15 protein-coding genes are annotated in these 18,751 nt (G+C 75.8%); 9 read left to right on the top strand and 6 right to left on the bottom strand.

What is annotated here, in order from left to right:
- Positions 1–70: 70 nt before the first annotated feature.
- The 5 genes from IW256_RS26825 to IW256_RS26845 all read left to right on the top strand — a co-directional run bounded on the left by IW256_RS26825 (position 71) and on the right by IW256_RS26845 (position 5,248).
- Positions 71–988, top strand: coding sequence for an ACP S-malonyltransferase (locus tag IW256_RS26825; protein ID WP_197013597.1), 918 nt, complete (start codon positions 71–73; stop codon positions 986–988).
- Positions 989–1,110: 122 nt separating this feature from the next.
- Positions 1,111–2,076: a beta-ketoacyl-ACP synthase III gene (locus IW256_RS26830; protein WP_197016580.1), complete on the top strand. Its 966-nt coding sequence runs from the start codon at positions 1,111–1,113 to the stop codon at positions 2,074–2,076.
- Between the two features lie 67 nt (positions 2,077–2,143).
- Positions 2,144–2,398, top strand: coding sequence for an acyl carrier protein (locus IW256_RS26835; RefSeq protein ID WP_197013598.1), 255 nt, complete (start codon positions 2,144–2,146; stop codon positions 2,396–2,398).
- Positions 2,399–2,507: 109 nt separating this feature from the next.
- Complete coding sequence (locus tag IW256_RS26840) at positions 2,508–3,797, top strand: beta-ketoacyl-[acyl-carrier-protein] synthase family protein (protein ID WP_197013599.1); 1,290 nt, start codon at positions 2,508–2,510, stop codon at positions 3,795–3,797.
- A gap of 14 nt (positions 3,798–3,811) precedes the next feature.
- On the top strand, positions 3,812–5,248 hold the full coding sequence (locus IW256_RS26845) for an acyl-CoA carboxylase subunit beta (RefSeq protein ID WP_197013600.1): 1,437 nt from the start codon (positions 3,812–3,814) through the stop codon (positions 5,246–5,248).
- 158 nt (positions 5,249–5,406) lie between these two features.
- On the opposite strand, the gene IW256_RS26850 is transcribed toward IW256_RS26845, so the two are convergent.
- Together IW256_RS26850 and lnt are read right to left on the bottom strand one after the other, a co-directional pair.
- Complete coding sequence (locus IW256_RS26850; RefSeq protein WP_197013601.1) at positions 5,407–5,901, bottom strand: DUF3145 domain-containing protein; 495 nt, start codon at positions 5,899–5,901, stop codon at positions 5,407–5,409.
- 438 nt (positions 5,902–6,339) lie between these two features.
- The gene (gene lnt, locus IW256_RS26855; RefSeq protein WP_197013602.1) at positions 6,340–7,941 is read right to left on the bottom strand and encodes an apolipoprotein N-acyltransferase; all 1,602 of its coding nucleotides are present in this window, start codon (positions 7,939–7,941) and stop codon (positions 6,340–6,342) included.
- 100 nt (positions 7,942–8,041) lie between these two features.
- Here lnt and IW256_RS26860 point away from each other — a divergent pair, with 100 nt between their 5' ends.
- The 4 genes from IW256_RS26860 to IW256_RS26875 all read left to right on the top strand — a co-directional run bounded on the left by IW256_RS26860 (position 8,042) and on the right by IW256_RS26875 (position 13,143).
- The gene (locus IW256_RS26860; protein WP_197013603.1) at positions 8,042–9,214 is read left to right on the top strand and encodes a S8 family peptidase; all 1,173 of its coding nucleotides are present in this window, start codon (positions 8,042–8,044) and stop codon (positions 9,212–9,214) included.
- A 202-nt stretch (positions 9,215–9,416) separates the two neighbouring features.
- On the top strand, positions 9,417–9,998 hold the full coding sequence (locus IW256_RS26865) for an RNA polymerase sigma factor (RefSeq protein WP_307829112.1): 582 nt from the start codon (positions 9,417–9,419) through the stop codon (positions 9,996–9,998).
- A complete protein-coding gene (locus IW256_RS26870; protein ID WP_197013604.1) occupies positions 9,995–10,534 on the top strand; it encodes a hypothetical protein in 540 nt (179 codons plus the stop codon). The genes IW256_RS26865 and IW256_RS26870 overlap by 4 nt, the downstream gene beginning before the upstream one ends.
- Entirely contained in the window at positions 10,531–13,143 is a 2,613-nt protein-coding gene (locus tag IW256_RS26875; RefSeq protein WP_307829113.1) for a CHAT domain-containing protein, read from the top strand. Before IW256_RS26870 ends, IW256_RS26875 begins: the two co-directional genes overlap by 4 nt.
- A gap of 19 nt (positions 13,144–13,162) precedes the next feature.
- Here IW256_RS26875 and IW256_RS26880 read toward each other — a convergent pair whose 3' ends face one another.
- The 4 genes from IW256_RS26880 to IW256_RS26895 all read right to left on the bottom strand — a co-directional run bounded on the left by IW256_RS26880 (position 13,163) and on the right by IW256_RS26895 (position 18,654).
- Positions 13,163–14,017: a sulfurtransferase gene (locus IW256_RS26880; protein WP_197013605.1), complete on the bottom strand. Its 855-nt coding sequence runs from the start codon at positions 14,015–14,017 to the stop codon at positions 13,163–13,165.
- 57 nt (positions 14,018–14,074) lie between these two features.
- The gene (locus IW256_RS26885) at positions 14,075–15,190 is read right to left on the bottom strand and encodes an alkaline phosphatase family protein (protein ID WP_197013606.1); all 1,116 of its coding nucleotides are present in this window, start codon (positions 15,188–15,190) and stop codon (positions 14,075–14,077) included.
- Complete coding sequence (locus IW256_RS26890; protein WP_197013607.1) at positions 15,187–15,768, bottom strand: DUF5998 family protein; 582 nt, start codon at positions 15,766–15,768, stop codon at positions 15,187–15,189. The genes IW256_RS26885 and IW256_RS26890 overlap by 4 nt, the downstream gene beginning before the upstream one ends.
- 441 nt (positions 15,769–16,209) lie before the next feature.
- Positions 16,210–18,654 (bottom strand): bifunctional acetate--CoA ligase family protein/GNAT family N-acetyltransferase, encoded by a 2,445-nt coding sequence (locus tag IW256_RS26895; RefSeq protein ID WP_197016583.1) that lies wholly within the window; start codon positions 18,652–18,654, stop codon positions 16,210–16,212.
- Between the last annotated feature and the right edge of the window lie 97 nt (positions 18,655–18,751).

Genomic DNA, 18,751 nt, shown 5'->3' on the forward strand with positions numbered 1-18,751 from the left:
AGGTCGTCCGGCGAAACTTCGTGCTGATCGGCATCGTGGGCCGGCGGCCGATCACGGCAACCTTGATCCTGTGATTCTCCTCGCATCGCCCGGCCAGGGCGCCCAAACCCCCGGATTCCTCCAGCCGTGGCTGGAGGTCCCCGGAGTCGCCGACCGGCTGGCGTGGTGGTCCGCGGTCACCGGCCTGGACCTGGTGCGGTACGGGACGACCGCCGATGCCGAGGAGATCAGGGACACCGCCGTCGCCCAGCCGCTGCTGGTCGCCGCCGCGCTGGCCGCCTACGAGGCCCTGTACGGGGACACCGGCGACGTTCCGGGGGCCGTCGCCGGGCACAGCGTCGGGGAGCTGGCCGCCGCCGCGATCTCCGGGGTGCTGTCCCCCGAGGCCGCGCTGGTCCTGGTCCGCGAGCGCGGCCGGGCCATGGCCGAGGCCGCCGCGGTCACCGCGACCGGCATGACCGCGGTGCTGGGCGGCGACGCCGAGGAGGTCCTGACCGCGATCGACAAGCACGGCCTCACCCCCGCCAACGTCAACGGCGCCGGTCAGGTCGTTGCCGCGGGCACCACCGAGCGGCTCGCCGCGTTCGCCGACGAGCCCCCGGCCAAGGCCCGGCTCCGGTCGCTGTCGGTGGCGGGCGCGTTCCACACCGAGCACATGGCCCCGGCGGTCGACGCCCTGCGCCGGCTCGCGCCGGGCGCCCCGGTCGCCGACCCGCGCACCACGCTCCTGCAGAACCGCGACGGCGCCGTCGTCGAGTCCGGCGCCGAGTTCCTGGCACGCCTGGTGGACCAGGTGAGCGCGCCGGTCCGCTGGGACGCGTGCATGGAGACCATGCGCGGGCTGGGCGTCACCGCGATCATCGAACTGCCCCCCGCGGGCACCCTCGTCGGCCTGGCCCGCCGCGAGCTCAAGGGCGTCGCGACGCTCGCCCTCAAGACCCCCGACGACCTGGCCAAGGCGCACGAACTGATCAAGGGAGCGTCATGACCGAGCGAAGCGAGGACATGAGCGCTGACGCGGTTGCGGGGGGTGTGGGGGGTCGCCCCCCACAAGGACAGAGCATGACCGAGCGCAGCGAGGACATGAACGCTGAAGCCCCTGCGGGGGGTATGGGGGGTCTGCGCATTCCGGAGGTGGCCGGCGGGGCCCGCATCCTGGCGTTCGGCGACTACCAGCCGGCCCGCGTCGTCACCAACGACGAGATCGCCCAGAAGGTCGACACCGACGACGCCTGGATCCGGTCCCGGGTCGGCATCGCCGAGCGGCGGATCGCCGGGCCCGAGGAGGGCATCGTCGAGATGGCCGTCCAGGCCGGCGGCAAGGCGCTGGCCGGCAGCGGGCTGGCGCCCGAGGACATCGACCTGGTGATCGTGGCCACCTGCTCGGCCGAGTCGCCGATGCCCAGCCACGCCGGCATCGTCGCGCACCGGCTCGGCATCGGCGCGCCCGGGGCGTTCGACCTCAACGCGGCCTGCGCCGGGTTCTGCTACGCGCTGGGCACCGCGAGCTCGGCCATCCGCGGCGGCAGCGCCCGCAACGTGCTGGTCATCGGCGCGGAGAAGATGTCGCAGTGGATCGACTGGACCGACCGGTCCACCTGCATCATCTTCGCCGACGGCGCGGGGGCGGCGGTGGTCACCGCCAGCGACTCGCCCGGCATCGGCCCGGTGGTGTGGGGCAGCAACGGCGAGCTGGCCGACAAGATCGTCATCGAGGACCGCAACTCGTTCATCCGGCAGGAGGGCCAGTCGGTGTTCCGCTGGGCCACCAGCGCGATCGCGCCGGTGGCGCTGGAGGCGTGCGAGCGTGCCGGGGTCGCCCCCGCGGACCTGGCCGCCGTCGTGCCGCACCAGGCCAACCTGCGGATCATCGACGCCATCGCGCGCCGCATCAAGGCGCCCAACGCCGTGGTGGCCGACGACATCGTCCGCTCCGGCAACACCTCGGGAGCGTCCATTCCGCTGGCGCTCTCCCGCATGATCGAACGCGGCGACGTCCCGTCCGGCGCACCGGCCCTCCTGATCGGGTTCGGTGCCGGACTGGCCTACGCTGCCCAAGTCATCCAGATCCCGTAAGGCACGCGCCGCCAGGCACGCGCCCGCCCGGGACTGGTGCCCCGACCCGAGAAGGAGAGAGCAGGACATGGCAGTTGCAGCGAGCGAGCAGGAGATCCTCGAGGGTCTCGCCGACATCATCGACGAGATCGTCGGCGTCAACAAGGACGAGGTGACCCCCGAGAAGAACTTCATCGACGACCTCGACATCGACTCGCTGTCGATGGTGGAGATCGCGGTGGCCGCGCAGGACAAGTTCGGTGTGGAGATCCCCGACGACGAGCTGCGCAACCTGAAGACGGTCAAGGACGTCATCAACTTCGTCCAGAACCTTCAGGCGTAAGCGCCGGAGCGGCGCGCCGTCCCCCCACGCCTCCCCCGCCCCCGGGGGAGGCGTCCTGGGGACGGCGCGCCGCGGCCCCATTTCCCCAGTTTGCGAGGAGCAGTCACAGATGAGCACAAGCCAGACCAACGTCGTCGTGACCGGGCTGGGTGCGACCACACCTCTCGGCGGTGACTGGCCGTCCACCTGGTCCGCGCTGCTCGCCGGGAAGTCCGGGGTGCGCAGGTTGGACTGGGAGGACATCGAGGATCTGCCCGTCCGGTTCGCCGCCACGCTGGCGGTCGACCCGTCCGAGATGCTCCCCAAGCAGCAGCTGCGGCGGCTGGACCGCAGCCAGGCGATCGCGCTGATCTCCGCCCGGGAGGCCTGGCGGGACGCCGGTTTCGCGCCGCGCGCCCGGTCGCGCAAGGACGACGAGCCGGCCGAGGGCGACGTGGTGGACGGCGACCGGCTCGGAGTCGTGGTGTCCAGCGGCATCGGGGGCCTGCACACCGCGCTCAGCAGCTATGACGTCTACAAGGAGAAGGGCTGGTCGAGGGTCTCGCCCTTCACCGTCCCGATGCTGATGCCCAACGGCTCCTCCGGGCACGTGGGCATCGAGTTCGGCGCGATGGCCGGTTCGCACGCCATGGTGAGCGCCTGCGCGTCCAGCGCCGAGGCGGTCGGCTACGCCATCGACATGATCCGGGCGGGCCGCGCCGACGTCGTGATCTGCGGCGGCACGGAGGCGTGCATCCACCCGTTGCAGATGGCCTCGTTCGGCTCCATGCGGGCCCTGTCGACCCGCAACGAGGAGCCCGAGCGCGCCTCCCGCCCGTACGACAAGAACCGCGACGGCTTCGTGCTCGGCGAGGGTTCCGCCACCATGATCCTGGAGTCGGAGGAGCACGCCCGCGCCCGCGGCGCCCGGATCTACGGGATCGCCGCCGGCTGCGGCTACTCCGGCGACGCGCACGACATCGTCCAGCCGGACCCGACCGGAAGCGGGCAGGCCAAGGCCATGCGCCGGGCCATGCTGGACGCCGGCCTGGAGCCCGCCGACATCGCCCACGTCAACGCGCACGCGACCTCCACGCCCCTGGGCGACGTCGCCGAGCTGGCCTCGCTCAAGGTCGCGCTCGGCACGGAGGCCGCCGCGGGCTTGATCGTGACGGCGACCAAGTCCATGACCGGCCACCTGCTCGGCGGCGCCGGTGCACTGGAGTCGGTGATCACCGTGGTGTCCCTGTACGAGGGCGTGGTGCCCCCCACCGCCAACCTCGAGGACCCCGACGACGAGGTCGACCTCGACATCGTCCGCGGCGAACCCCGCAAGCTCCCCGACGGTCCGCTCGCCGCCCTCAACAACTCGTTCGGCTTCGGCGGCCACAACGTGTCGGTCGCCTTCCGCCGCGCCTGACCGAGGAGCCGGCCGTGACCGTTCTCGACAACCGGGTGCCCGCACCGGCCTCAGGCCGGCGGGAGGAGACCGGCCCGCGGCATCCGCGGGCCCGGCTCTCCGCCCTCTTCGACGAGGGTTCGCTCCGTCCGCTCGGCGACGAGGACGACGGCAGCGGCGTACTGGCCGGGCTCGGACGGATCGAGGGCCTGCCCGTGGTGGCGTTCGCCTCCGACCCGCGGGTCCAGGGCGGCGCCATGGGCACGGCCGGCTGCGAGGCGATCGTGGCCGCCTACGACCACGCCGTCCGGGAGCGGCTGCCCATCGTCGGGCTCTGGCATTCGGGCGGCGCCCGGCTGGCCGAGGGCGTGGAGTCGCTGCACGCGGTCGGGACGGTCTTCCAGGCGATGACGCGGGCGTCCGGTGTCGTCCCGCAGATCTCGGTGGTGCTCGGCGCCGCGGCCGGCGGCGCCGCCTACGGGCCCGCGCTCACCGACATCGTCATCCTCTCCGAGCAGGGCAAGATCTTCGTGACCGGCCCGGACGTGGTCCGGTCGGTGACCGGCGAGGACATCGACATGGCCTCGCTGGGCGGCACCGAGCCGCACTCCCGCAGGTCCGGTGTCGTCCACGTCGTCGCCGCGGACGACGCCGAGGCCATCGCGCAGGGGCGCAGGATCGCGGTGCTGCTGGGCCATCAGGGGCGGCTCCGCCCGGCCGAGGTCGAGGAGCGCGACTTCTCCGCCCTGCTGCCGGCGAGCGCCCGCCGCGCCTACAGCGTGCACCCGCTGGTCAAGGGCATGGTCGACGACGAGGAGCAGTACGTCGAGCTGCACCCCAGGTGGGCGCCCAACATCGTCACCGCGCTGGGGCGGCTCGGCGGCCGTACGGTCGGCGTCATCGCCAACAACCCGCTCCGCCTCGGCGGCTGCCTGGACTCCACCTCGGCGGAGAAGGCCGCGCGGTTCGTCCGGATGTGCGACGCGTTCGGCGTGCCGCTGGTCGTCCTGGTGGACGTTCCCGGTTACCTGCCGGGCGTCGGCCAGGAGCACGGGGGCGTCGTCCGCCGCGGCGCCAAGCTGCTGCACGCCTTCGGCGCCGCCACCGTGCCGCGGGTCACGCTGGTGACGCGCAAGGCCTACGGCGGCGCGTACATCGCGATGAACTCGCGTTCGCTCGGTGCCACCAGGGTCTTCGCCTGGCCGACGGCCGAGCTGGCGGTCATGGGCGCGGTCGCCGCGGTCCGCGTCCTGCACCGCCGCAGGCTCGCCGCGGTGCCGGAGGAGGAGCGCCCGGCCCTGGAGGCCGAGCTGGCCGCCGAGCACGAGAAGATCGCCGGTGGCCTGGACCGTGCCCGCGACCTGGGGGTCGTGGACGAGGTCATCACGCCGGCCGGGACCCGCGGCGCCATCGCCCGGGCCATCGCGCAGGCCGTCCCGGCGCGCGGCACCCACGGCAACATCCCGCTCTGACCCGTCCGGGGCCTGCCGGCCCCGCTGACCACCGGCCTCGCTGACCGCCGGCCCCGCCGACCACGGAGTGGGACGATCGCGGGCGGCACGGACGGTCCCGGGGCGCGGCCGTCGGGCGCGCGGCCCCCGAGGGCCACGCGCCTTCACGGCGAGGTGGGTCAGACCGCCGCGTGAAGCCAGCGGACGGGGGCGCCGTCCCCGGCCCGGCGGAAGGGCTCCAGCTCGTTGTCCCAGGGCGTGCCGAGGAGCCGGTCCAGCTCGTGCTCGAGCGTGGCCTTGCCCACCGCGGCGTTGGCCATGGCCGCCCGCAGCCGGTCCTCGGGGACCATGATGTCGCCGCTGGCGCCGATCACCCCCGTGAACACCCCCAGGGAGGGGGTGAAGCTGTAACGGATCCCGTCACAGCCGGCGGTGGCGTCCTCGGTGACCTCGAAGCGCAGGAGCTTCCAGTTGCGCAGCGCGGAGGTGATCCCGGCGGCGGTACCGGGCTTGCCCTCCCAATGCAGCTCGGCGCGCAGGGTCCCTGGCGCGGCCGCCTGATCGGCCCACTCAAGGGAAACGGGCACACCGAGAACACCTGCGGCGGCCCATTCGATGTGCGGGCTCAGCGCAGGTGGCGCGGAGTGGACGTAAAAAACGCCACGTGCGGTCACCGGACCTCCTGGATCTGTACTGAGGCTCGTCTTCCCCTACGGCCTCGTACGCACCAAGACGGCGTCCGCGTCCCTCATTCTGCATCATCGGCACGGGTCGCACCACCGCGCGACGGCTGTTCGCCGCTACCTCGACCACGGGACGTGCCCCGTCCATCACGGTGACGGTACGCGGAAACACCCCGCCGGCGGGCGGAGAACGCGGAAAGAAGAACGCGACGACCCCGCTCGCGGGCCTCTGCAGAAACCCCCGTCTGCCGCGACCCGGCGAGCGGTGGTCAGTCGGTCGTCGCGATTGAGAAGGTACGAGGGGCGCGGTCCCGGGGGCGAGGGACTCCGGTCCCGCCGGCACCGGGTGGGACGCGTCCAAGGTCGCCGTCGCCGGGCTCGGCCGTGCTCCTGGCCCGGCCGTGCTCCCGGGTCGGCCGTGCTCGTGGCTCAGCCGTGTCCCCGGTCCGCGGGCCCCGTCTCCACCGGGCCCCGTTCCGTCCGGCCCCTCTCGGCGCCGGGGCCGGGCTCGGCGCCTCCCCCGGCTCCGGCCCGTCCGGTGCCGGACCGGCGGATCGACGCGAGGGCGACCGCGGCGGTGACGATCAGGGCGAAGTCGACGACGTAGTCGCCGTAGCGGTCATAGGGCGTGCGGAAACCCGGCGGGGCCGTCCGCAACGTCAGGACGGTGGAGCCGGTGCGGCCGGTGTCCATCCACGCCAGCCGCCTGCCCTGGGCGTCGAAGCCCGCGGAGACACCGGTGAGCGCGGCCTGGACGGCCGGGCGGCCGGTCTCGGCCGCGCGCACGGCGGCGAGGGACGCGTGCTGGGCGGGCGCCCAGCTGCCCTGGAAGGTGGACGTGGAGGACTGGTAGACGAGCACCTGGGCGCCGCCCCGCGCCACGTCCCGTCCCAGGTCGGGGAACGCCGACTCGAAGCAGATCAGCGGCCCCAGGGTGACGCCCCGGCCGGGGTGGCCGGGCCGGGCCGGGGACTCCGAGTACATGATCACGGGCCCGGTGCCGGGAACGCGGTCCTGTCCCGCGGCCTCGCTGATCCGGGTGAGCCATCCGAGCGCCGAGCGGAACGGGATGTACTCGCCGAACGGGACGAGCCGGGTCTTCACGTAGTACGCGCGGGTGCCGTCGGGGCGCAGGAGGATCGCGCTCTTGGAGATGCGGCCGTACGGGTCCCGGGCGTCCTCGTTCACCAGCATCGGGTTGCGGGAGGCCAGCCCATCGAGACGGGCGGCGACGTCCTTCCGGACGGTCAGGTCGTAGCCGACGCTGCTCTCGCCCCACACGGTGAGGTCGACGCGCGGCAGCCCCGCGGTGATGCGTTCGCCCGCGGCCAGGCGGGCTCCCGGGTGGTGCACGACGCCCGGCTGGACCAGCGCCACCCGCAGCGAGCCCTCGGCGGGGGGCGCGGGACGCAGGGCGAAGGTCGCCGGCCCGGCGGCCAGCAGCGCCCCGGCGAGGACGAGGGGCGGCAGGCGCCGCCGCGGGCCCAGCAGGGCGAGCGCCAGGGCGGTGTTGACCGCCACGACGACGAAGGTGACGAGCCACACCCCGCCCACGGCCGCCAGGCTCAGGATCTCCGGATGGCTCCACTGGCTCACCCCCAGCAGCGCCCAGGGCCCGCCCAGGCGGGGCAGGGACCGCACGTACTCCCCGGCGACCCAGACGCTGGGCAGGACGACCACCGCCAGAAGCGAGGTCACCGACCGGGCCACCGCGCCCCATCCCGCCCACAGCGCACCGAAGACGAGGGCGACCAGGAGAAGACCCGGGCCGATGTTGGGGGTCATCCAGTAAAGAGCGGCCAGCAGGTAGCCGGCGCCGAACCACCAGCCGCGTACGGCCGCCCGCCGCGTGGTGGGAGCCGACCGCATCAGCAGGATGCCGGGCACGAGCACCACCCACGCGAGCCATGCCAGCCCGGGCCGCGGGAAGGTGAGCACGGGCAGCGCTCCGGCGGCCAGGCACGCGCCGCGCGTCCGCCAGCGGGCCCAGCGCGCACCGTCCCTGCCCGGGGACTCCTCGCGTGCGCTCACCTCTCCAGTAACTCACATTTTCCCGAACCGACCGGCGCGCGCCGCCACGAACGGGCACCATGAGTAAAGATCCGGTCACTCGCCGTTAAAGGGAGGTTCGATGTTCGACCAGGAGGCCCGCCTGGAGAGGCTGCTGACCCGCCACCCGGACGCCGCGGTGGTGGAGCCCGCGCCCGGCCGGTACGCGCTGGTCCGGCGCGACCAGCTGCTGGTGGCCGAACACGACGTGCCCGCGGCGCAGGATCTCGTCCGGCGGTGGTACGACTCGCACCACGACGAGCACGGCGTGACCAGCCTGCGGCTGCGGGCCCGCGCCAAGGTCGACGTGTGCGAGCTGGCGGCCGGGCTCACCGGAGGCGGGCGGCACCGGCGGCTGAGCGTCTCCCCCAACCATCTGGTGCACGGACAGCCGATGTGGTGGAGCGGTCCGGCCGACCTGCCCCGGCCGGCCCCGCCCGTCCCCGCGCCGCGGGCCACCGCCCCCGGCCGCCGCGAGGTCACCGTCGCCGTCCTGGACACCGGCCTGTCGCCGCACCCGTGGTACGAGCACGCGCCCTGGTACGCCGAGCAGCGCGAGGAGGCCGCGGAGGTCCTGGACGCCGATCTGGACTTCGAGCTGGACGCCCAGGCGGGCCACGGCACGTTCATCGCCGGCGTGTTGCTGCGGTACGCGCCCACCGCCCGGCTGCGCGCGCACCGGGTCATCGGCGGCGACGGCGTCGGCGACGAGCTGGGGGTCATCCGGGCGCTCGGCCGGGTCGCCGCGGAGGGCGGGGCCGACGTGGTCAACCTCTCGATCGGCTGCCACACCTTCGACGACCGGCCCTCGCCCCTGGTGGCCCGTGCGATCGCCGCGCTCGGGCGCCGCACCGTCGTGGTGGCGTGCGCGGGGAACGCGGCGGGCGACCGCCCGTTCTGGCCCGCCGCCCTCAAGCCGGTGATCGCGGTGGCGGCGCTGGGGCCCGACGGCGCGGACCGCGCCTGGTTCTCCAACTACGGCTGGTGGGTGGACGCCTGCGCGCCGGGCGTGGACGTGGCCAGCAGCTTCGTGCGCTTCGACGGGCCGCGTCCCCGGGCCGGCGGCGTCGACCCGGACCTGTTCGAGGGCTACGCGACCTGGAGCGGCACGTCGTTCGCCGCGCCCGCGGTGGCGGGGCGGATCGCGGGACTGGCGGCCGGGGAGGGGATCGGTGCCGCCGAGGCCGCGGACCGGCTGCTCGATCCCGCGGCCCGGCGCACGCTGCCCGACCTCGGCATGATCGTCACCGGCTGAGCCGCCGCCTTCGGGCGCCCTCCCCCGCCTTCCGCCGCCTCCGCCGCCTTCGGGCGCCCGCGGGTACCCGCCCCTGGCGTGGAGTAATCATCAGCTCTTGAACACGGTCCTGTGGCGATGCGATAACCGTGCGTGACTCCGCGCCGCCGGCCGCTCTAGCCTGAACGACCGTCGGGGGGCCTCACGGGGAGGCGGATCGTCGGTGTTCGTACAGGACGACATACAGCACGACGTACAGGACGACCCGGCCAGGCTGGTCGCCCGGGCCCGCGCCGGTGACGGCGCGGCCTGGGCGCGGCTGGTCGAGCGGTACAGCGGCCTGCTCTGGTCGATCGCGCGGTCGTACCGGCTGGGCGAGGCCGACGCGGGCGACGTGGTGCAGACGACCTGGCTGCGCCTGGTGGAGCGGATCGACCGGATCGAGCGGCCGGACGCGGTCGGGTCCTGGCTGGTGGTGACCGCGCGGCGGGAGAGCCTGCGCGCGGCCCGCCGCGCCTCGGCGCGTACCGGGTCGGCGCCGGGGCGGGCGGGGGACGTGGGCGGAGCGGCCGTCCCCGCTCCCCCGGCCACGCGTCCGGAGGAGGTCGCCCTGGCCCGCGAACGGCTCGGGCAGGTCGCCGCCGCGCTGGAGGCGCTGCCGCGGCGCTGCCAGAGCCTGCTGCGGCTGGCCGCCCTGGCGCCGAGCCACGCCGAGCTGGCCGCGGCGCTGGGGATCCCGGTCGGCAGCATCGGCCCGACGCGCGCCCGCTGCCTGGACCGGCTGCTGCGAAGGCTCGCGCCGTGAACGACGGCGGCGTGAACGACGGCGACGCCCGCGACCTCGACCCGCTGCTGGAGCGCGTCCGGGCGGCCTGCCAGGCGCTCGACCCCCTTCCCCCCGAGGTGCTGGCCGCGGCACGCGCGGCGCTGAGGTGGCGGGAGCCGGGGGCCGAGCTGGCGGAGCTCTCAGGCGACCACGGCGCGCGGTCGGAGGCCCTGGCGGGGGCGGTACGGGGCGCGGAGGACGGCGCGGAGGACGGCATGGAGGACGGCGCGGGCGCGGCGGGCGGGCCGCGGACGCTCACCTTCACCGCGCGGGACGTCCTGATCGAGATCGAGGTGTCCGGGACCGGGCGGGTACGCGACGTCGTCGGCCGGCTCGCCCCGCCGGTGCCCGCCCGCGTCCGCGTCCGGCATCCGGCGCTGGTCCCGGGGCGGCCCGAGACCGGCGCCGACCGGGCCGGGCAGTTCACGTTCGCCGGGCTGCCCCGCGGGCTGGTCAGCTTCGCGTTCCTCGTCCCGGACGGGACGTCCATCGTGACCAGCTGGGTGCGCCTGTGACCGGCCTCGCCGGGCCGCGCGCGGAGGCCGACGCCCTGTTACGCCTGGCCGCGGCCGACCCGGCCGCCGCGCACGCGGGGGCGCGCGCCTTCCTCTCCCGTGCCGGCGCCTCCGGCGACAGGACGGCCCTGGCCACCGGGCTGCGGGCCGCGGGGCTGGCCGCCAAGGAGCTGGGCCTGCTGGACGAGGGCGTCGCCCTGCTCGGCAGGGCGCTGGAGCAGGCGGAAGGGTACGAGGCCGCCCTCGTCCGGATGAACCTCGTCGGCCTGCTGTCCGCGCGCGGGGACTTCCAGGGCGCCCTGGCGCAGGCGGCCCGCGCGGAGGGCGTCCTGCGCGGGGACGACGCGGACCGCCTGGCCGCCAACCTCGCCTGCGCGCTGGCCCGTTCGGGGCACGTGCCCGAGGCCGACGCGGTGGCCTCGCGGGCCCTCCCCCGGCTCCGGGACGGCGGCGACCCCGTGACGCTGACCGGACTGCTCACCAACCTCGGCCTGGCCCGGGCCCTGCGCGGCGATCTCGGCACCGCCGAGGCGGCCCTCACCGAGGCCGTCGCCGTGGGGGAGGCGGCGGGGCTGGGTCACCTGGCGGCGATGGCCCGCGGCAACCTGGCCTTCGTCGCGTCCCGGCGCGGCGACGTGCCCCGGGCGCTGCGGCTCTTCGCCGCCGCCGAGCCCGGCCTGACCCGGGAACGCGTCGCGCAGTGCCGCTTCGACCGGAGCGAGACGCTGATCCAGGCGGGGCTGCCGGGCGAGGCCCGTGCCCTGTTGAAGGCCACCCTGGCGGACGTGACGGCCCACGGCTACGCGTGCGACACGGCCGACGGCCTGCTGCTCCTGGCGCACGCCGAGCTGGCCTGCGGCGATCCGGAGCAGGCCGCGGAGGCCGCCGAACGCGCCCGTGCGGCGTTCGCCGGCCAGGGACGGGCGGGCTGGGCGCCGCTGGCCGAGCATCTGCTCCTCCGGGCGCGCTGGGCCGCCGGGGACCGTTCGGCGGTGTTCCTGCGTTCGGCGGCGGCCACGGCCGAACGGCTCCAGGACGGGGGCTGGGCGGAGGCGTCGGCCGAGGCGCGCGTCATCGCCGCCCGGGTCGCGCTGTCACTCGGGCGCCCCGCCGGTCATCTCTTGGAGCCGGTGAGCCGTACCCGCGAGCGCGGGCCCGCGGCGCTGCGGGCGGCGGCCTGGCACGCCACCGCGCTCGAACGCGAGGCCAGGCACGACCGGGACGGCGCGCGCGCCGCGATCGGGGCGGGACTGCGCGTGGTCGAGGAGTACATCGAGGTGTTCGGCGCCCTGGAGCTGCGCGCCCGCGCCGCCGGGCTGGGCGACGAGCTGGCCGGGCTCGGGCTCCGGTCGGCCCGGTCCGCCCGCGAGCTGCTCTCCGCCGAGGAGCGCCGCCGCGCGCTGGCCCGCCCGGCCTCGCTCCGCCCGCCGCGCGACCCCGTCCGGGCGGCGGCCCTCGCCGAGCTGCGCACCCTCAGTGCCCGGCACACCGCGGCGGTCGCCCAGGGCCGGGCGCCCGAGACCGGCCTCTCCGCGCGGCTGGCCGAGGCTGAGGCGGCCGTCCAGGCCCGCACCCGCCGCCGCCAGGGCGAGGGCGCCGCGGGGAGGACTTCGCCGCGGATCCGCCACGTGATGTCGGCACTGGGCCGGCGGGTCCTGGTGGAGCTGGTCCGCGTCGGCGGCGACCTCCACGCGGTGACCGTCCGGGACGGGCGCGCCCGCCGCCACCGCCTGGGGCCGTACGCCGAGGCGGCGCGCGAGGTGCGGCTGGTCGGTTCCGCCGCGCGCCGGCTGGCCGGACGCGGCGACGACCCGCGGAGCCGCGACGGCCTGGACCAGGCCAGCCGGCGCCTGGACGCTCTGCTGCTGGGGCCCCTGCGCCGCGACATCGACGGTGACAACGAAGGTGACGGCGAAGGTGACGGCGACGACCGGGTCCTGGTGATCGCGCCCACGGGCGCCTTGCACGAGCTGCCGTGGGCGGTCCTGCCCTCGCTGGCCGGCCGCCCGTTCACGCTCGTCCCCTCGGCCGCCGCCTGGATGCGCGCCCGCGCCGCCGACACCGCCCGGAGGCGGGCGGCCGGGCACGTGCTCCTGGCCTCCGGCCCCGGCCTGGAGCACGCCGGCGAGGAGATCCGCCTGCTGCGCGGACGCTATCCGGGCGCGGTGGCGCGCACGGGGGCCGCCGCCCGCGCGGAGGCCGTCCGGGACGCGCTCGACGGGGCCGACCTCGCGCATCTGGCCGCCCACGGGGAGTTCCGGGACGGCGCCGCCCTCTTCTCGCGGCTCCGCATGGCCGACGGGCCGCTGATGCTGCTCGACCTGGAGGAGCTCGCCGCCCCGCCGCGCCTGGTCACGCTGTCGGCCTGCGACCTCGGCCGCGCCGAGGACGGCCGCCGGGACGCGGTGATCGGCATGGCCGGGGTCCTGCTCGCGCTCGGCACGGCCACGGTGATCGCCAGCGTGACCCCCGTCCGCGACGAGGAGGCCCCGGCGTTCATGGACGCGTTCCACGCGGGGCTGGCCGGCGGCCTCTCCCCCGCCCGCGCGCTGGCGTCCGCTCCCCGTTCACCGGGCGTCGCGGGGTTCACCTGCTTCGGCGCTGACTGAGCCCCGCCCGCCGCCCCTCTCAGGCGTCGCCGGTGGCGACGGGGTTGGCGGGGTCGGCGATCCAGTTCGACCAGGAGCCCACGTAGAGCGCGGCCGGGACGCCGGCGAGGGTGAGGGCGAGGACCTGGTGGGCGGCGGTGACCCCGGAGCCGCAGTAGACGCCCACCTCGGCGCCGCCGGTCGCGCCCAGCCCGGCGAAGCGTTCACGGAGCAGAGCGGGTGGCAGGAAGCGGCCGTCGGCGCCGACGTTGCCCAGGGTGGGCGCGTTCCTGGCGCCGGGGATGTGGCCCGCGACCGGGTCGACGGGCTCGGTCTCGCCCCGGAACCGCTCGGGCGCGCGGGCGTCGAGCAGGGTCCCGGTCCTGGCGAGCGCCGCCGCGCCCGCCGCGTCCAGCACCGGAAGGCGCGCCGGGCGGGCGCGGAAGTCACCGGGCTCCACCTCGGGCTCCTCGGTGGTCACGGGGCGGCCCGCCTCGCTCCACGCCCGGTAGCCGCCGTCCAGCACCCGGACCGGCTCGTGCCCGAAGTAGCGCAGGGTCCACCACAGGCGTGCCGCCGCCGTGGAGTCGGCGTCGTCGTACACCACCACCGGCCGGTCCCCGGACACGCCGGCGCGGCGCATCGCCGCCTCGAAGGCATCGGGTTCGGGCAGCGGGTGGCGGCCGGCGGGGCCGGGCGGGCCGGCCACGTCCCGGTCGAGGTCGACGAACACCGCGCCGGGCAGGTGCCCCCGCCGGTACGACTCGACGCCCGGCGGCCCCGACAGCCGCCATCGCACGTCCAGCAGGACGGGCGGCGGATCGTCCCGGAGGAGCCCGGCCAGCGCGGGGACGTCGAGAAGGGGGTCCGGGAGGGGCGGGTTCGCGTTCGTCACACCACCGGAGCCTACGACGCGCGGGCGGTCCGGGCCCGGACGGACACGGCGGCCGGCTCAGTCACGGACGAGCGTGAGCAGCGGAACCATCATCTCCGCCGGCACGAGCGAGCCGTGCATGCCGACCATGAAGTCCAGCCACGGCTCCCGCTCGGAGGCCACGATGGCCAGATCGGCGTGGGGCACGGCGATCACGTCCCCGATCCGCTCGAGCATCGCGGGCTCCACCGGGCCGAACCACCCGGCCGCCACAGCCTCGTCCCGCGAGGTCACCCAGACCCGGTCGCCGAGCACCTCGCCCCACGCGGCCAGGACGTCGCCGTGGGCGCCCGGCTCGCTGTAGACGTACCGGGCGCGGGCGTCACCGCCCAGGAGGGCGACCCCTTCGCGGAGCGCGGGGACGGTGTCGGCGTCCACGCGTTCGGCGGGGTCGACCATGCCGTGGTCGGCGGTGATGTACAGGGCCGTTCCGGGGGGCAGGATCTCGCCGATCATCTCCGCGAGCAGGTCCACGAAGCGCAGCTGGTGCCGCCACTCGGACGACCCGGTGCCGAACTGGTGGCCGGTCGCGTCCAGGTCGGCGTGGTAGACGGTGACGAAGCCACGGTCCCCTTCCCGCAGCGCCCGCTCGGCCCGCCCCACCAGCTGCCCCAGCCCGTCGGCCCCCGTGTAGGACGCCCCGCGGGTCGTGGCGCGGCTCAGGCCCGTGCCCCGGTACGCGTTCCGTGCCACGTACGCGACGTTCACCCCGTCGTCGGCCGCCCGCTGGTACACGGTCGGGGCGGGCTGGAAGTCCGCCGGGTCCACGCTGTCGTCCCGCCAGCGCAGGCAGTTCAGCAGCCGGCCGGTGCCCGGGATCGCCACCTGGACGCCGAGCAGCCCGTGCCCGCCGGGCGGCAGCCCGGTGGCCAGGGAGCCGAGGCTGGCGACGGTGGTGGCCGGGAAACCGGCGGTGAGCGTGCGCCCCGCCAGGTCCGCGAGGAACGGCGCGGTCGTCCGGTGGGCCTGGAGCAGCTCCCAGCCCAGCCCGTCGATGATGAGGACGCAGGCGCGGGGCAGCTCGGGCAGGTCCAGGACGTTCGGCTCGCCCTGGACACCGAGCGCCGCCAGCACCGAACGCGGCAGGTCGGCGAGCGCGGCCGTCCCGTATTCCGGGACCGGCGGGGCGCTCACCTGGCCGTCTCGGCGGACAGCGCCTCGGCGAACGCCAGCACCTGGACGACGGCGTCGCGGCCGTCGGCGGCCTCGCTCACCCGCAGCGACAGGTCGTCGGCGGTGACGCTGCCGGTGTAGCCGTGGTCGGCCTCGCAGTTCTCGTCGCCGCAGGTGGCCGGCTCCAGGTCGACGTGCGCGATCGCGCCCCACCCGATCGTCAGGACGACCTCCGTGGGCGGCACCCCCGGAACGTAGGAGGCCGGGTCGGGGACGACCCGGGTGACCGCGACCGACTGGACGCGGTCCAGCTTCACCGCCTCGGTCGTCGTGGAGGCGTGGGGCTGGGCCATGCCCTCGCCGGGGGGATGCTCGTCGGTGTGGCAGACCAGGAGCCGGGAGGCCGACAGCACCAGCACCGTCACATGCCGCCGCACCTCCATCGCGGGGTCGAACGTCGCCTCGTGATGCACCACATAGGCGATCACTCGCTCGTCGCCTATCGCCGACTCGACCGCGTCCGCGACCAGGGCCGGGTAGTAACCGCTGCGCTCGATGGCCGTGCGCAACCCGTGAGCCGTCGCTCGGGTTTCCCTCATGGCCCCCATCCTGCCCTGTTCCGGGTGGGCTGCGCACATGACGGTCGTCCGGCACGGTCATTTGGGTCCCCTTGGGGTAGGGGAAGGGCATGGATGACCGAGACCCGCTGCCTTCACCGCCGCCCGTGCCCCCGCCCATACCGGACCCGGCACCGCCACCTCAGCCCCCGGTGCCGCCCCCTGAGCCGCCTCCCACGCCGCAACCGCCGCCGCGCCCGCCCCAGCCGGTCCCGCCAGGCCCCTCGCCTGATCCGGTGCCGCCGACCCCGCCCGAGCCCATGCCCCCGGGCCCGCCGCCCGAGCCCATACCGCCGGGGCCGCCTCCGGAGCCGGTACCGCCCACCCCGGAGCCCAGCCCGCCCCCGCCGCCCGACTGACGCTCCCGCCCCCTCACGGGAGGCGACGCGTTACGGGAGGCGACGCGTTAGGAGAGGTGACGCGTTAGGGGAGGCGGCGCGGGCCGAGTTCGGGGCGGGGGCCGAGCGGGCGTTCCAGGCGCAGGCGCACCCGGCGTACGGCGACGCCCGACGTGCCCACCACCACCGGGTCGAGTTCGAGACGGGCCACCTCGGGGAGATCGTCGGCCAGCCGTGCCACGCGCAGGAGGAGGTCCTCCAGCGCGGGGACGTCGACGGGCTCGGCTCCGCGGTGGCCCAGGAGGAGCGGGGCGGTACGGATGGCGCGGACCAGTTCCGCGGCCTCCACCTCGGTGAGCGGGGCGAGGCGGTAGGCGCGATCGTCCAGGAGGGCCGCCGTCTCGTCCGCCAGGCCGAAGGAGACCACGGCGCCGAACGACGGGTCCTCCATCGTGACGACGCGCGCCGGAACGCCCCGCGCCCGTCCCACATCCCCGCCGCCCTCGTCGCCCTCGTCCCCGCCGCCCTCGCCCGCGACCGTGACCCCGTAGCAGGCGAGCAGGTCGGCGGCCTGCCGCGGGGTGGCGTTCACCGGGGCGCCGGAGTCCAGCCACTCCCCGACCAGCGCCCGCGCGCGCCTGCGGTCGGTGCCGTCGAGATCGGGCACGTTGCCGTGCGGGCGCCGCAGCCACTGCGCGTACCGGATGACGTAGGCCAGGGCCCGGACCGCGTTCTCGGGGGCGGGATAGGAGGGGATCGACCCGGCCGCGGCCATCCCGTCGGGGCCGGTCACCCGCAGCTCCTCCGGCATGCCCTCCGACCCGAGATAGGTCGCCACGATCGGCTTGGCACTCCCGGCCGCCAGCCGGCGGATCCTCTCCGGCACGCGCACGTCGTAGCCGCCGATCGTGGGCGGGGTGAAGAGCGCCACGACGGCGTCGACGCCGTCGTCCGCCAGCGCCTCGGCCAGCGCCGACTCGTACTCCCCGGCGCCCGCCCGCGGGCCCAGGTTGACGGGGGCGCGGACGTCCAGGCCCAGCGCGACGGCGGCGTCCTGGGCCAGCAGGCCCAGCGAGTCGGAGTTGTCGATGATCGCGATGCGGTCGCCGGACGGCAGCGGCTGGTAGGCCAGCAGCTGCGCCACGTCGAACAGCTCGGACAGGTCCTCCACGCGGATCACCCCGGCCTGGGCGAAGAGCGCGCTGACCGCGTGGTCGGGGAGGCTCAGCGCCCGGGCGGCGTGACCGATCGGCACCCCCTGGGTGCTCCGGCCGCTCTTGACCGCCACGATCGGCTTGCGGCGGCTGAGGCGGCGCGCCAGCCGGGCGAACTTGCGGGGGTTGCCCAGCGACTCCAGGTAGAGCAGGACCGCCTTGGTCGCCGGGTCCTCCTCCCAGTACTGCATCAGGTCGTTGCCCGACACGTCGGCCCGGTTGCCGGCCGAGACGAACGTGGACAGGCCCAGCCCCCGCTCCGCGGTGCGCTGCAGGATGGCGATGCCCAGCGCGCCCGACTGGGAGAAGAACCCCACGGGGCCCCTGCCCGGCATGGTGGGGGCGAGCGTGGCGTTCAGGCGGACGTCGGGGTCGGTGTTGGCGATGCCCAGGCAGTTGGGGCCCACCACGCGCATCCCGTACGCGCGCGCCAGGCGGACCAGTTCCTCCTGGCGGGCCCGGCCCTCCGCGCCGGTCTCCCCGAAGCCCGAGGACACCACGATCAGGCCGCGCACGCCCTTGCCCGCGCACTGCTCCACCACCTCGTGCACGGCGCCGGCGCGGACGGAGACCACGGCCAGGTCGACGTCGTCGGGGATGTCGAGCACCGAGGCGTACGCCCGTACGCCGGCGACGGCCACGGCGGTGGGGTGCACCGGGTAGACGGGCCCGCTGAAGTCGCCGTGCAGCAGGTGGCGCAGGACGGTCTGGCCGACGCTGTGCTCGGCCCGGCTCGCGCCGATCACCGCCACCGACCGGGGGAACAGCAGCCGCTGGATCGAGCGGGCCTCGGCGCGGTGCTCGCGGGCCGCCATGACCTCCACCGAGGTCTCGGTCGGCTCCAGGTCCAGCACCAGCTCGATCACGCCTTCCTCGAACCGCTGCTCGGCGCGGTAGCCGACCTCCCGGAACACCCTGGTCATCCGGCGGTTGTCCGGCAGGACGCTGGCCACGAAGCGGTGCACGCCCCGTTCCCGGGCCGCCGCCGCGATGTGCTCCAGCAGCACCGCGCCGAGGCCGCGCCCCTGGTGGGCGTCCTCGACCAGGAAGGCGACCTCCGCGGTACCGGGCCGGTCGGCCAGCCGGTCGTAGCGCACCACCGCGACCATCGCCCCGCCGATGGTGGCGATCAGCGCCGCCCGGCGATCATGGTCGACGTTGGTGAAGTGTTCGATCTCACGGTCGGAGAGCCGGGGCCGTGGCGAGAAGAACCGGTAGTAGATCGACTCGGGCGACAACCGGGCGTAGAAGGCGCGCAGGAGATCGGCGTCCTCGCTCCGGATGGGACGCAGGTGCGCCGTCCCGCCGTCGGTCAGGACGACGTCGGCCTCCCAGTGGAACGGGTAGGGCTCGCCCGCGGCATCCCCTGCGGGCCCGGCCTTTCCGGCGCTTCCGGCCTCGCCCGCGGCGGCG

The sequence above is a fragment of the Actinomadura viridis genome, from assembly GCF_015751755.1.
Classification (GTDB): Bacteria; Actinomycetota; Actinomycetes; order Streptosporangiales; family Streptosporangiaceae; genus Spirillospora; species Spirillospora viridis.